12 protein-coding genes are annotated in these 13,104 nt (G+C 68.8%); 6 read left to right on the top strand and 6 right to left on the bottom strand.

The window, feature by feature from the left end:
• Positions 1-11 precede the first annotated feature (11 nt).
• The 5 genes from DVS28_RS17360 (at position 12) to DVS28_RS17340 (ending at position 5,630) form a co-directional block, all read left to right on the top strand.
• Positions 12-1,583 (top strand): ABC transporter permease subunit, encoded by a 1,572-nt coding sequence (locus tag DVS28_RS17360; protein WP_114592582.1) that lies wholly within the window; start codon positions 12-14, stop codon positions 1,581-1,583.
• A complete protein-coding gene (locus tag DVS28_RS17355) occupies positions 1,583-2,425 on the top strand; it encodes a sugar ABC transporter permease (RefSeq protein WP_114592581.1) in 843 nt (280 codons plus the stop codon). Before DVS28_RS17360 ends, DVS28_RS17355 begins: the two co-directional genes overlap by 1 nt.
• A gap of 265 nt (positions 2,426-2,690) precedes the next feature.
• Positions 2,691-4,310 (top strand): 2-isopropylmalate synthase, encoded by a 1,620-nt coding sequence (locus DVS28_RS17350; protein ID WP_114592580.1) that lies wholly within the window; start codon positions 2,691-2,693, stop codon positions 4,308-4,310.
• A 104-nt stretch (positions 4,311-4,414) separates the two neighbouring features.
• A complete protein-coding gene (locus DVS28_RS17345) occupies positions 4,415-4,717 on the top strand; it encodes a hypothetical protein (RefSeq protein ID WP_114592579.1) in 303 nt (100 codons plus the stop codon).
• A 247-nt stretch (positions 4,718-4,964) separates the two neighbouring features.
• Positions 4,965-5,630 carry a hypothetical protein gene (locus DVS28_RS17340; RefSeq protein ID WP_114592578.1) on the top strand — a complete coding sequence of 222 codons (666 nt, stop codon included), beginning with the start codon at positions 4,965-4,967 and terminating at the stop codon, positions 5,628-5,630.
• Between the two features lie 87 nt (positions 5,631-5,717).
• Here the strand turns inward: DVS28_RS17340 and DVS28_RS17335 are convergent, their stop codons facing one another.
• The 5 genes from DVS28_RS17335 to cysN all read right to left on the bottom strand — a co-directional run bounded on the left by DVS28_RS17335 (position 5,718) and on the right by cysN (position 10,946).
• Positions 5,718-6,425 carry a Uma2 family endonuclease gene (locus DVS28_RS17335; protein ID WP_114592577.1) on the bottom strand — a complete coding sequence of 236 codons (708 nt, stop codon included), beginning with the start codon at positions 6,423-6,425 and terminating at the stop codon, positions 5,718-5,720.
• 95 nt (positions 6,426-6,520) lie between these two features.
• Positions 6,521-7,183 carry a hypothetical protein gene (locus DVS28_RS17330; RefSeq protein ID WP_216826115.1) on the bottom strand — a complete coding sequence of 221 codons (663 nt, stop codon included), beginning with the start codon at positions 7,181-7,183 and terminating at the stop codon, positions 6,521-6,523.
• The gene (locus DVS28_RS17325; RefSeq protein WP_114592575.1) at positions 7,183-8,349 is read right to left on the bottom strand and encodes a hypothetical protein; all 1,167 of its coding nucleotides are present in this window, start codon (positions 8,347-8,349) and stop codon (positions 7,183-7,185) included. Before DVS28_RS17325 ends, DVS28_RS17330 begins: the two co-directional genes overlap by 1 nt.
• Positions 8,350-8,447: 98 nt before the next feature.
• The gene (locus DVS28_RS28520; protein WP_216826114.1) at positions 8,448-8,864 is read right to left on the bottom strand and encodes a hypothetical protein; all 417 of its coding nucleotides are present in this window, start codon (positions 8,862-8,864) and stop codon (positions 8,448-8,450) included.
• A 153-nt stretch (positions 8,865-9,017) separates the two neighbouring features.
• Positions 9,018-10,946 carry a sulfate adenylyltransferase subunit CysN gene (gene cysN / locus DVS28_RS17315; RefSeq protein ID WP_114592573.1) on the bottom strand — a complete coding sequence of 643 codons (1,929 nt, stop codon included), beginning with the start codon at positions 10,944-10,946 and terminating at the stop codon, positions 9,018-9,020.
• 92 nt (positions 10,947-11,038) lie between these two features.
• Here cysN and DVS28_RS17310 point away from each other — a divergent pair, with 92 nt between their 5' ends.
• Entirely contained in the window at positions 11,039-11,605 is a 567-nt protein-coding gene (locus DVS28_RS17310; protein WP_114592572.1) for a DUF421 domain-containing protein, read from the top strand.
• Positions 11,606-11,633: 28 nt separating this feature from the next.
• Here the strand turns inward: DVS28_RS17310 and DVS28_RS17305 are convergent, their stop codons facing one another.
• Complete coding sequence (locus tag DVS28_RS17305) at positions 11,634-13,043, bottom strand: GGDEF domain-containing protein (RefSeq protein WP_164710679.1); 1,410 nt, start codon at positions 13,041-13,043, stop codon at positions 11,634-11,636.
• Positions 13,044-13,104 lie beyond the last annotated feature (61 nt).

Below are 13,104 nucleotides of genomic sequence, written 5' to 3'. Positions count from 1 at the left end.
GAGGCGCCGCCGTGTCGGGGTTCGTCGAACGAGTGGCCGGCGGCGCCTCCCCCCTCGGGGTCCTGCTCCGCATCAGCGTGCTCGGCCTGGTGGTCTACCAGGCCGTGGTGTTCACCGGCACGCTGGTGGGGGAGCAGGCCTGGGTGGGGCTGGCCGCCATGTGGGCGGCGACCGTCGCCCTCGTCTGGCTGTTCACCCGGCGGGGTCACACGCCCCTGAAGTTCATCGTCCCCGGCACCCTGTTCCTGCTGGTCTTCCAGATCTACCCGGTGCTCTACACCGGCTACGTCAGCCTGACGAACTTCGGCACCGGCAACGTGCTGGACAAGGCCGGGGCGATCGAGCAGCTCCAGGCCCAGGCCACACGGGTGCCAACCGACGCCGTCCGCTACGACGTCGCGGTCTTCGCCGACCCCGACGCCGGTGAGGACCCCGGCGTCGAAGGGATCGGCTTGCTGCTGACCGATCCCGACGAGCAGGTGTTCTTCGGCACCGCCGAGGAGCTCGTGCCGCTGGAGGACCTGCCCGACGTCACGCTGGAGGACGATCGGGTCGTCGCCGTCGGCGCCTACGAACGGCTGTCGCTGGTCGAGGCACAGGCCGTGCAGACCGCGCTCGGCCAGCTGCGCGTGCCTGCCGAGGCCGGCGCCATCCAGCTGCAGTCGCTGACCACCGCCGCACGGGCGGAGACCACGCGCACCTACGACGAGGAGCGGGACGTCCTCGTCGATACCGGCACGGGGGTGGAGTACACGCCCCTCGACGGCAACTTCGTCAGCGACGACGGTGACGTGCTGCAACCCGGCTGGGTCGCCGTCACGGGACCCGGCAACTACACCCGCGCCTTCACCTCACCCCTCATCCGGGGACCGTTCCTGCGCGTGTTCGCCTGGAACTACGGGTTCGCGATCGGGTCGGTGTTCCTGACCTTCGCCCTCGGCCTCGGGCTGGCGCTGGCCCTGAACGAACCGCGGCTGCGCAGCCGACGGCTGTACCGCAGCCTGCTGGTCATCCCTTATGCGCTGCCGTCGTTCCTCACCGCCCTGGTGTGGGCCGGCCTGCTCAACACCGAGTTCGGGGCGGTCAACGAGCTGATCGGGGCAAACATCCCGTGGCTCAACGACCCCGTCTGGGCCAAGGTGTCGATCCTGCTGGTCAACCTGTGGCTGGGCTTCCCCTACATGTTCCTCGTGTGCACCGGCGCGCTGCAGGCCATCCCCGCCGACATGCTCGAGGCCGCCTCGGTCGACGGGGCCAACGCGTGGCAGAAGTTCGCCCGCATCACCCTGCCGAACCTCATGATCACCGTCGCCCCGCTGCTGATCGCCTCGTTCGCGTTCAACTTCAACAACTTCAACACCGTCTACCTGGTGACCCGCGGTGGGCCGCCGATCCAGGGTGCACAGACGCCCGCCGGCCACACCGACATCCTTGTCAGCTACGTCTACCGGATCGCCTTCGAGTCCGGCCGCGGCGCCGACTACGGGTTCGCCGCCGCGATCGCGGTGCTGATCTTCGTCATGGTCGCCGGGATCAGCGCCTACAGCTTCCGCTACACCCGCTCGCTGGAGGAGATCGCGTGATGCGCTGGTTCCGTGACCTCGGCTGGCGCCACCTCGTGGGCCTGCTCGCCGTCGCCTTCGCCCTCTTCCCTGTCGTCTGGGTCGTCTCGGCATCCGTCAACCCGACCAGCACCCTGTCGGGCCAGCAGCTGGTCCCCGACAACCCGACGCTGGACAACTTCCGGCGGCTGTTCGAGACCGGCTTCTGGACGTGGTTCCGCAACTCCATGGTCGTCGCCGGAGTCGGGGCGTTCGGCACGGTGCTGCTGGCCGCCCTTGCCGCCTACGCCTTCAGCCGCCTGCGGTTCACCGGACGACGGGCCGGGCTGCTGAGCCTCGTGCTCGTGCAGATGTTTCCCCAGCTGCTGGCGTTCGTCGCGATCTACCTGATGATGATCCGCATCGGCGACGTCGCCCCGTCCATCGGCACCGGCACCATCAGCGGCCTGATCCTCGTGTACCTCGGTGGCGCCATGGGGGTGAACACCTGGCTGATCAAGGGGTTCTTCGACACCATCCCCCACGACCTGGATGAGTCCGCCCGCGTCGACGGCGCCACCCACTGGCAGATCTACAGCCGCATCATCATGCCGCTGGCCGCCCCGATCCTGGCGGTCGTCGGGCTGCTGGCGTTCGTGACGATCCTCAACGACTTCGTCATCGCCAACGCGGTGCTGTCCAACAACGAGGACTCGTGGACCCTGTCGATCGGTCTGTTTCGCTTCGTCGCCGACCGCTACGGCGCCCGCTGGGGCCCCTTCGCTGCCGGTGCGGTCATCGGATCGGTGCCAACGGTTCTGCTGTTCCTGTACCTGCAGACGTACATCGTCAGCGGCCTGACACAGGGCTCGGTCAAGGGGTGACGATTCGTCCGGGCCGATCGGTCCAGCACGGTCGAGTTGACGTGGGGCCGTCGGGCACGTACACATTGTGCCGATGACGCGCACGATCGTTGCTCCGCTGACCAGCCTGCTGCTGGTCGCCGATGACGTGCCCGCGTTCGGCCTCCTTCTTCTTTGACGCCGCAGGGTGATGCGTCGCATCCACTCGCCCTGCGGAGTCGACAGGTGGATGCATCCCGCGTGATTCTCACGCCGCAACGCATCGATCCAGGAGAAGACCCCCGCCATGTCCAAGACCGGTACCCCCGTCACCGACGTCCCCGCCACCACTCCCGACGGCAAGCCCGTCACCATCTTCGACACGACGCTCCGCGACGGCGAGCAGGCCCCCGGCATCTCGCTGGACGTCGGTGAGAAGCTGGAGATCGCCGAGCAGCTGGCGCGCCTGCGGGTCGACGTCATCGAGGCCGGCTTCCCCATCACCTCCCAGGGCGACTTCGACGGGGTCAAGGCCATCGCCGACACCGTCGGGACGCACCGGTACGCCGACGGCGGGGCCGCCCCCGTCATCGCGGCGCTGGCCCGCTGCCATCCCGACGACATCCGCAAGGCCGCCGACGCGCTGAAGGGTGCGGACGCCTCACGGATCCACGTCTTCCTGTCCACCAGTGAGATCCACCGCAACGTGATGCTGAAGGGCGCCAGCGAGGACCAGATCATCGAGCAGTCCGTCGAGGCGGTGAAGCAGGCGCTGTCCTACACCGACAACGTCGAGTTCAGCCCCCAGGACGCCACCCGCACCAACCCCGACTTCCTGCTGCGGATCGTCGATGCCGTCGTCGAAGCCGGCGCCACCACCGTCAACATCCCCGACACCGTCGGCTACGCCCTGCCCCACGACTTCGGCACCCTGATCGGCGACATCGTCCGCCGTGTCGGTGATGACGCCGCCATCAGCGTGCACTGCCACAACGACCTGGGGCTGGCCGTCGCCAACTCCGTGGAGGCCGTCCGCAACGGTGCCCGCCAGGTCGAGGTGGCCGTCAACGGGCTGGGGGAGCGGGCCGGCAACTGCTCGATGGAAGAGGTCGTCATGGCGCTCAACACCCGCCGCGACCTGATCAACAAGTCGCTGAACGTCAACACCAAGGAGATCGCCCGGACATCCCGCATGGTGGCGCAGCTGACCGGCTACCCGATCCAGTTCAACAAGGCCGTCGTCGGCCGCAACGCCTTCGCCCACGAGTCGGGCATCCACCAGCACGGCGTCATCCAGGACCGGCTGACCTACGAGATCATGAACGCCGAGGACCTGGGCTACACCGGCGCGCAGATCGTCCTGGGCAAGCACTCGGGTCGTCACGCGTTCGCGCAGGCGCTGGAGGAGATGGGCTACACCCTGGAGAAGGAGGAGATCGGCCGGGCGTTCGACCGCTTCAAGGAGCTGGCCGACCGCAAGTCCGACATCTCCGACGCCGACCTGGAGGCGATCCTGGCCGACGAGCTGTACAGCGCCGCCGAGGACGCCTACGAGCTGGTCTGGACCCAGGTGTCGGGTGGCACGACCACCGCGCCGACCGCCACGGTGCGGGTCAAGCACATGGACGACGGACGCGAGGTCACCGAAGCCGCCGTCGGGGACGGCATGATCGACGCCGTCTGCGGCGCGATCCGCCGTGCCTGCGGGGTGGAGGGGCGACTCGTCACCTACAACGTGGCGGCGGTGACCCCGGGCGTGGACGCGCTGGGCGACGTGACGTGCCAAGTCGAGGTCGACGGTCGGCGCTACACCGGCCGTGGGGTGTCCACCGACGTCGTCGAGGCGTCGGCCCGGGCGTTCGTCAACGGGCTCAACAAGGCGTTCCGCCTGGCCGGCAACCCCAAGGCCGAGACGGGCGCCCCCTAGACCAGACCTTCGGCGAGGTACTGTGACGTCAACCGCAGCACATCGGTACTGTGACGTCACTCGCACCTCAGCGGTTCTCTGACGTCACGGCTGACGTCAGGACGGTGCTGAACAACCCGTTCGAACCCGGGTCAGGGGCGGTCCCCCCGATCTGGGCCGGACGAGACGACGAGCTGGCGGACATCACCAGCCGGCTCGTGCCTCGTCGACGGGCAGGACTGTTCGAGCGCGGCAGGACCTACCTCGGTGATCCCGGGCTGGGCAAGTCGGTGCTCGTCAACCGCATCGCCGGCAAGGTCGCCTCGGCGCTGGAACGCGTGCGCGAGGTCGGGTTGCTGGGGGCCCGGGTCGGCATGACGGTGGCCGACCAGAACCCGAAGGAGCAGACATCACGCGCGCACTACTAGTCATCCTGACGATGCTGGCTGCGGCATGTTCCGGCGGGGCGACGCCAGACCTGGCCGCGTCCGCCGGGCCCGGGTCGGCGGAAGAAACATCCCCGCTCGATGCGCCGGTCATCCCAACCACTGCACCTGAGGCCCCCAGCCAGATCATGTTGCAGGTGCTGTTGCCCGCGTCCGGACGGGACCTGGAGCAGGTCGTCCGGGTCGACTCGCTCGGAGAGGCCGAACGGGTCGGAGCACTTGAGGAGGCATGTCGGCATTCGGCTTCGACCAGAGCTTCTCCGCGGAACGACCGCCGGGGCTGGTTCCTCGACGCTTCGAGTTCCCGCATCTGGCCTCCATAGCGACCCATGGGATCAACAACAGCCTGGTGCCAGATATCCGTTCGGAGGGTGAGCTGATCTTGGACAGCATCGCGATCGTGGCGGGCGAAGCAGTCGGACTACCCCAAGACATGACGCTGGGTGAGGCCGAGGCCTTCCTGGCCGCGCACCGGGACTGTCAGACGGCCGTCGACGAAGACGCACACACGTCTGAGGTCTTCATCGACCAGTTCGATCTGCTTCACAGCCGCTGGATGGGCCACGTCGTGGATCTGTACCGGGATCCGACCTATCAGGCGCTCCTTGACGAAGCCGTGGCATGTCTTGTCGCGAGGGGCTGGAAAACCGACAGCTATGAGGGCTTCTTCTCCACGGTCGATGGGCAGATCAGCCGGGCTGCCCCGGACCTGGAGGCCATGAGGCAGATCAGTCGCGGTGCGGGGCGGGACTTCAGCGATTGCCTGGCTACGTGGGACGTCACACGCACGACCCAGCTGGAGACTGACCGGGCTGCCTTCGTCGATGACAACTTCGCCGCCTTGGTAGAGGCGGAGGCCGTGTTCCGCCAGTTCTTCGGGGACGGCCCCCCATGAACGACTGGCCGCCACCCCCGCTCGGGCCCGACGGCTACCGGGTCGTCTCGCGTGCAGTGGCGCGCAACCTGGCCGGCGGCTGGCCCATCAGATCGAGTCGGGGTCGATCCCGGCGGCGCGCAACGCCTCGGCCAGCCGATCGGCGCGTTCGCCCTGGCGGCGGGCTTCTTCGGTCTGGCGGCGGACGTGCTCGGCCAGCGATGCGGTGTCCTGCCACGGGCCGTACTCGTCCTCAGCGACCAACCGGTCACCGCCTGCAAGGCGGATGCCCAGCGTCGGGACCTCCACGGGCGCATCGGGCGACGTGGACGTCGCGCGGGTGCGGTACCCCTCCTCCTCGGCCAGCAGGTGCTGAACGTAGCAACCACCGGGCGCGAACGGATGGATGAGGACGACCTCGGGGACCCCGTAGCGGTGTGCCCGACCGAGCCGCTCGCGGTAGTTCCTGTCGGTGTCCTCCTCGGAGACGACCTCGACGAGGACGCTGGGGACCGCGCCGTCCTCGGCCCACGCCTTGAAGGACTTCCGCATCAGCTGGGGGCGGCCGATGACGACCATCACGTCGGGGTCCAGGCGGATACGGGTGTTCGACTGCTCGGGGAACCAGGCGAGGCGTTCGTGGACAGCGACGTCAGTCCGGTCGGCAAAGTGGGCGCGCAGCCCGGCATAGAGCAGGTCGACGATCTCGGCGTGCAGCGCGTGCTCAGGCACCGGCTCGGTCTCCGGCCGGAGCATCTCGACACCGTGTTCGTCGACGTAGGTCGCCACGTCGTCGAGTGTAGTCGGTGGGGTCATGGGCAGAACCTCCGTTCAGCAACTCCATCGTCCGCGACGGTAGAACGACAACGGCCCCGTGATCGTGGGATCATGGGGCCGTTGTGGACAACCTGTCAGCCGACGCTGGTGAGCGGCGGCGGTGCGGGAACCGAGTCTCCCGCGTGGGGCCGCGATGACGGGTTGTCGACGGAGATCGCTGGATCCCCGTCGTCATGACCCTGCAGCGGCCGGCCGAATCGCCACCATGCCGCAGCCACGAGGCCGAGCAGGAGCGTTGCGCCGATCAGCAGGGCGACGGGCAGGGGGATGCTGGCGCCGCCGTCGGACAGCGCCACGATCGTGGCGGCGCGGGGGACGACGTTGCCGCCACCCTGCACCTCCAGCATGAACAGGACCTGGTCCGGCGTCTCTTCCAGGTAGCTGGCCAGGTCCACCGCCACCTCGAGGTCACGTTCCTCTAGCGGGGCGAGGTCGATCGACTCGGGTGCGTCGACGGTGATCCAGTCCAGCGGACCGCCGACACCCGTGCCACCCCCGACGGCCTCGACGGCCTCGGCCACCCAGACCGACACGGTCCGCGGTTCCTCGGTGGTGTTGGTCAGCCGCACCCGGACGACGGTGTCCTCCTCCACCACCGCGGTGAGGGTCCCATCGACCCGTTCCAGCAGCGGCGTCAGGTCGACCCCCTGGGCGCCGACCGCCCCGGCCGGGGCCGTGGGGCCCAGGACGAGGACGGTGGCGGCGACCAGGATCGCGACGCGACGGAGGACGAGCATCACTGGCTGATCAGCGTGATGGTGTGGGTGCCCGCGTAGCTGCCCGCCGGGGTTCCGGTCGGGGCGGTGGCGGTGATGCGCGGGAAGGCGGTGTAGACACCGAACAGGTTGTCCAGCACCGACAGGTCGATCGCGCCGTTCACGATGCTCAGCAGGTCGTTGATGATGGCTTCCTGCGCCAGCGTGTTGCTCAGGCCGGCGATCTCGTTGCCGAGCGCCGCCGTCGCGGTGTTGCCGGAGTTGACCAAGCCCTGGACGATGTCCTCCGTTGGGATGACGGTTGTGGGATCGACGCCGCTCACGTCAGTGATCTGGGCGTTGATGGCGGCGATCAGGTCGGTGAGCAGGGCAAGATCGACCGGCGCGTCTGCGGACATCAGCGTCAGCATGGTGGCCGTGGGGGCGCCAGCGGCGTCGGCGTCGGTCGAGCCGAGGCCCAGGAAGCTCGGGTCGGTGAAGGGCTGCGTGCCGGTGATGCCGTCGACCAGGCCGAGGGCCTCGTCGATCAGCCCGGTCAGGTCCAGGTCCTCGACGAGGTCCCCGAGGAGCTCGACTGCGGGGTCACCTGCGGTGGCAACATCACCGAACGCTGCGCAAAGGTCGGCGACGGTTGTCGGCAGGGCCACGAGGTCCGCGCCGGTCAGGAGCGGCGTCAACGTGGTCGTCAGCAGGGTCGTGCAGTCGAGCAGGCCGGTCGTCAGCTCGAGCAGGTACGTCGGCTGGATGTCAGCGAGCACGTCGGTGGCGGTCAGGCCCTGGAACAGCCCGAGGGTCACGTCCCCAGACGCGATGATGTCCTCGGAGGCGGTGTCGACCGCCAGCGGCTCCTCACCCGTGGAGGTGACCGGGTACAGGTTGCCCATCTCGGCCACGACGTCGAAGTCGCGGTCGATCACGTAGTCGAGGTCGGTGACCGTCGCCCGGTAGTTGGTCGGGGCGCCCGAGACCAGCGGAAGGGCGGTCAACGCCTCGGTGCCGGTGAAGTTGGTCACGGTCAGCGCGCGAGTGCCGACCGAGCCGACGCTCATCGTCACCGGGACACCGACAGCCGACGAGGACGTCTGTGCCGTCGCCGCGGTGGCGAAGGAGACCATCATCAGGCCGACGGCGAGGGCGGCCAGCCGACGGTTCGGCCGCCGCGGGCCGGGGTGGGGGGTGTGCTGCATGCGGGGTGCGCTCCTGTATGGGGGTGGACTGGCCTGCTGTCTGGCTGCGCCGGGCGCCGTACTGTTCGGACGGTCCCGACTGGTCTGAAGTCGTACGGTCAGCCGGGCGTTCGCAAGCGCCGGTACACGGCGACCGCGATTGCCATCAGCACGATCCCGAGCAGGATCGCGCTGTCGAACGTGCCGCCCGTTCGGGGCAAGGGGGTGCCCTGCTGCGGGACGCGAACGATCTCGGTCGTCAGCTCGACGACGGGGTCCTCGGTCTGGTTGACCGGCGGTTGCGTCGGCTGGGCCGTCGGCGCATCCGTCGGCGGCGTTGTCGGGGACGACGTGGGCTGCGGCGACGGCTGCGGGGTGGGCGAGCCCGTCGGGGACGGGGTCGGGATGGTGGTGGGGGTCTCACCGGGATCTGGCGTTGGTTGCGCGGGCGGTCCCGCGGGGGGCCGCGTTCGAGCAGGCACCTCCACGATCACCGGAACCGAGCCGCTGCGGGCCACGAATCGTCCTTCGGACAACGGGTCCTCGACTGCCGGGAACCCTCTTGCCGATGAACAGTAAGAAACCATCCGTACGTGGCACATGACCCAATGTGACGAAATGAGCGCCACTCAATGGGACTAGTACTGAATGGTTTTCATGCCTGAGTGACCCCCGGTGAGGGCTCGAGCTCAGGAGGAGATGAACCCTCTGTCGGCAAGCAGTGCCATGATCTGAGCGGCCGCGGCCTCCGGGCTGGACCCGTGGTCGGACGTCACCAGGTCGGGGGAGGTGGGACGGTCGTAGGCTGATGTCACCCCGGGGATGTCGAGGACCGTCCCGGCGTCCAGCGCGGAGTACAGGCCACCCGGGTCGCGCTGGCGGCACACCTCCAGGGGCGTGTCGACGAAGACCTCGACGTACCGCTCCGCGCCGATCAGCCCCGCCATCCGTTCCCGGTCCTCGGCCTCGGGGGCAAGCAGCACGGCGATCGCGATCATGCCCTGGGCGTTGACCAGCCGGGCGACCTCGGCGACGCGTCGGACGTTCTCCGACCGCTCGGGCGGAGTGAAGCCCAGGTCCCGGGACACACCGGACCGGACGTTCTGACCGTCCAGGCGCATCGTGGCCCGCCCGGCGTCGAAGAGCATCCGCTCCAGCGCCGTCGCGATGGACCGCTTCCCGGCGCCGGTCAGGCCGGTCAGCAGGACCGTTGCCGGCCGCTGGCCGTACCGCTCGGCGCGCTCCTCGGGGGTGATCTCCGACCGGCGACGCTGCAGGGTGTCGGGTGCCTGCGTGTCCCAGTGACTGGAGGGGCCAACGATCATCCCGCCGGCGACGGTGGCGTTGGTCAGCCGGTCGATGAGGATGAACGAGCCGGTCGTCCGGTTCTGGCTGTAGGGGTCGAACAGCAGCTCGCGGTCCACCGACACCGCACAACGGGCGATGTCGTTGAGCTCCAGGCGGCTGGTCTCCTCCTGCTCGAGGGTGTTGATGTCCAACCGATAGCGGATGGCGCTGACCGAGGCGTTCGAGCGTCCGGTGGCGGACTGCAGGAGGTACTGCTTTCCGGGCGCCATCGACGCCTCCGACATCCACACCAGGGTGGCGTCGACCCGATGTGCCCGGAGCATGTCCTGGTCCTCGCCGGACCCGATGAACACGTCGCCACGCGACACGTCGATCTCACGATCCAACGTCAGGGTGACGGCCTGGTCCGGTCCGGCCAGGTCCAGGTCGCCGTCGAAGGTGACGATTCGTTCGACGGTGGCCGACGCGCCGGAGGGGACCGCGGTCACCCGGTCACCCGGTGCGACGGTGCCGGAGGCGATCGTTCCAGCGAACCCGCGGAAGTCCAGGTCAGGACGGGTGACCAGCTGGACCGGCATGCGGAAGTGGGCCAGGTCAGCGGCTTCGGTGACGTCGACGGTTTCCAGGTGCTCCATCAGCGGCGGGCCGTCGAACCAGGGCATCTGCTCGCTGGTGGTCACGACGTTGTCGCCCAGCAGCGCCGACATCGGCAGGAAGTAGGGCTCGATCGTGCCGTCGAGGTTGTCGGTGAAGACCTCGTAGTCCTTCTTGATCTGCTCGAACGTGGCCTGGGACCAGTCGACGAGGTCCATCTTGTTGATGGCCACGACGACGTGTCGGATGCCCAGTAGCGAGGCGATCGTGGTGTGACGCTTCGTCTGCTGCATCACGCCGTGCCGGGCGTCGACCATGACGATCGCCAGCTGCGCGGTCGATGCGCCGGTGACCATGTTGCGCGTGTACTGCTCGTGCCCGGGTGTGTCGGCGATGATGAACTTTCGCCGCTGGGTGGAGAAGTAGCGATAGGCCACGTCGATGGTGATGCCCTGCTCGCGTTCGGCCTTCAGCCCGTCCATGAGCAACGCCAGGTCCAGCTTGTCGCCGGCGGAGCCCATCACGGCCGAGTCGGCCTCCAGCGCCTGCAGGTGGTCGGCGTAGACCATGTTGGAGTCGTGCAGCAGGCGACCGATGAGGGTCGACTTGCCGTCGTCGACGGACCCACAGGTCAGCAGGCGCAGCAGGTCCTTGCGCTCGTGCTCCGCCAGGTAGGCGTCGATGTCGGTCGCGATCAGATCAGAGGAGTGACTCACAGCGGCGACAGCCTATCCCTCGGCCGGGTCGGGTTCGTGCGGCCGAACGGGGTATTCGTTTGGACGACGTGAACACGGGCCAGTATCGGACCATGAGCCTTCTCCCCGTCCTGGCCGCCAGCGTGCCCGAGCTGCTGGGGTCCTCGTGGGCACAGCTCGGTACGGTGCTCATCGCCACCGTCGCCATCTACGGGACCGTCATCCTCGCCGGTCGGATCATGGGCCTGCGGTCGTTCGCCAAGATGACGGCGTTCGATTTCGCCGCCACCGTCGCTACGGGCTCCATCCTGGCGTCGGCGTCGGTGGGATCGGTCCCGCTCGCCTCGGGAGTGACGGCCATCGCCTGCCTGTTCACGGTGCAGTGGCTGGTCGCCAAGGTCCGCCGCAACACGTCGGCCAAGTCGGTGATCGACAACCGTCCGCTCCTGCTGGCCAAGGACGGGCAGCTGCTGACCGACAACATGGCCTCGGCGTCCATCCACGCCGACGACATCCGGGCCAAGATGCGCCAGACCGGCATCACCCGACGAGAGGACCTCGCCTACGTGGTGCTCGAGTCGTCCGGTGACGTCTCCGTCATCGGCCGCGACAGCGAGGTGGAGGACTGGCTGATGGAGGACGTCAGCAAGGACCCGACCAGGGAGGTCGACCGCTCCTGACCGGGGTGGTCCTCCGCCGCGGACGTGCTCAGGAGAGGCGCAGCTCCAGGGCGATGTCGGGCATGACCACTGGATCAGCAGCCGAGTTGTTGACGACCACGTCCAGCTCGCCACGCTTGGCCCGGTACATGGCTGCGTCCGCGCGTCCCAACAGCACCCGTGGCTCCACCACGTGGCCGTGCGACAGCTCGACGCCGACGGAGGCGCCCACGGACAGGTTCGAGGACGGGGGGCCGGGCACCGCCGCGATGGCCTCCACCAGACGGTGTCCCATCTCGACTGCCTCGAGCTCGTCGCCCACCTCGTCGAGGACCACGACGAACTCGTCCCCGCCGAGCCGGGCAGCCATCCCGCGGTCTCCCACGACGTCGGTGAGCGCACGTGCGACCGAGCCCAGGATGTCGTCGCCGGCAGCGTGGCCGTGCTGGTCGTTGATCGCCTTGAACCCGTCGAGGTCCAGCAGGTACGTCGCGAGCTGCTTGCCGTCCTGCATGCGCTGACCGAGCACCGCCCGCAGGTGGGACTCCAGAGTTGTGCGATTCGCGAGCCCCGTCAGCTGGTCGATGCGGCCGAGGCGGGCGAGCTCTTCCTGTGCCGCCATGCGTTCTGCGGCATGGGCGGCGGTTCGGCGCAGCGCCTGTACCGACCGCAGGCCGATGGCGCCCACACCCAGGCTGACGAGGACGGCGTGCACGGCGCGACTCTCCATCGCGCCACCGTTGAGGGCCATCAGGAGGCTTCCCAGGGCCACGGCGGCCACGGCGACGGCGATCCGCCAGGCACCCGAGGCGGGAAGCTCCGGTTGGCCGGGACGGATCAGCTGTCCCAGCGAGGGCATGGCGAGGACCGCGGCACCGACGGCGACGCCGCCGGTGTTGACCAGCAGCAGGACGATGGTCGGGGGTGGCTGAAGGCCCCATCCCGCCAGCATCACGAGGTCGCCGACGATCAGTGACGCCGCGATCAACACCAGCAGCCGGGCACCGAGGAGGTGGCGTGCCGAGGGTGCGAGCAGGACGACCGACAGGCCGGTGATCACGTGCAGCACGAGCCGAGCCAGCCAGACGAAAGCGAGCACGGCGCTGGCACGACCGTCCTCCAGGGCCGGAAGCGCCGCCAGGTTCCAGAACAGGACGGCAGGCAGGACGCCCAGCGCGATGCCGTCGAGCAGCACCTCGTGGAGCCGTCCCGGCCGACGGATGTGGACGACGGTCACCATCGTCAGGGCGAGCCCGGCCAGCCCGAGGGTGTCCACCCCCCGAGACAACGCGTGTCCGCCCAGGACGCCGGCGGCAAGCAACCCGTGAAGGACGGTGTACATCGCTCCGACCACGGACAGCACGACCCATGGCCGACGCAGCGGGCCCGGGGTCCGCACGGCGGCCATCACTGCTGCGGCGGTCCCTGCCACCGCCGAGATCGGCAATACCCACTCCACTCCGTAAACGGTAGCGCACGCACCGCTACGTCAGGGTTCGGAGTGCCTGCTCGGTTGCACA

Origin of the sequence: Euzebya pacifica (genome assembly GCF_003344865.1) — a bacterium.
Classification (GTDB): Bacteria; Actinomycetota; Nitriliruptoria; order Euzebyales; family Euzebyaceae; genus Euzebya; species Euzebya pacifica.
This window is presented reverse-complemented; position numbering and strand designations above follow the sequence as displayed.

What these genes read in the sequence shown, in the direction of transcription:
- DVS28_RS17355 (WP_114592581.1), top strand. Translation starts at nt 1,583, where the DNA reads ATGCGCTGGTTCCGTGACCTCGGCTGGCGCCACCTCGTGGGCCTGCTC.
- DVS28_RS17350 (WP_114592580.1), top strand. Translation starts at nt 2,691, where the DNA reads ATGTCCAAGACCGGTACCCCCGTCACCGACGTCCCCGCCACCACTCCC.
- DVS28_RS17340 (WP_114592578.1), top strand. Translation starts at nt 4,965, where the DNA reads ATGTCGGCATTCGGCTTCGACCAGAGCTTCTCCGCGGAACGACCGCCG.
- DVS28_RS17335 (WP_114592577.1), bottom strand. Translation starts at nt 6,425, where the DNA reads ATGACCCCACCGACTACACTCGACGACGTGGCGACCTACGTCGACGAA.
- DVS28_RS17330 (WP_216826115.1), bottom strand. Translation starts at nt 7,183, where the DNA reads ATGCTCGTCCTCCGTCGCGTCGCGATCCTGGTCGCCGCCACCGTCCTC.
- DVS28_RS17325 (WP_114592575.1), bottom strand. Translation starts at nt 8,349, where the DNA reads ATGCAGCACACCCCCCACCCCGGCCCGCGGCGGCCGAACCGTCGGCTG.
- DVS28_RS17310 (WP_114592572.1), top strand. Translation starts at nt 11,039, where the DNA reads ATGAGCCTTCTCCCCGTCCTGGCCGCCAGCGTGCCCGAGCTGCTGGGG.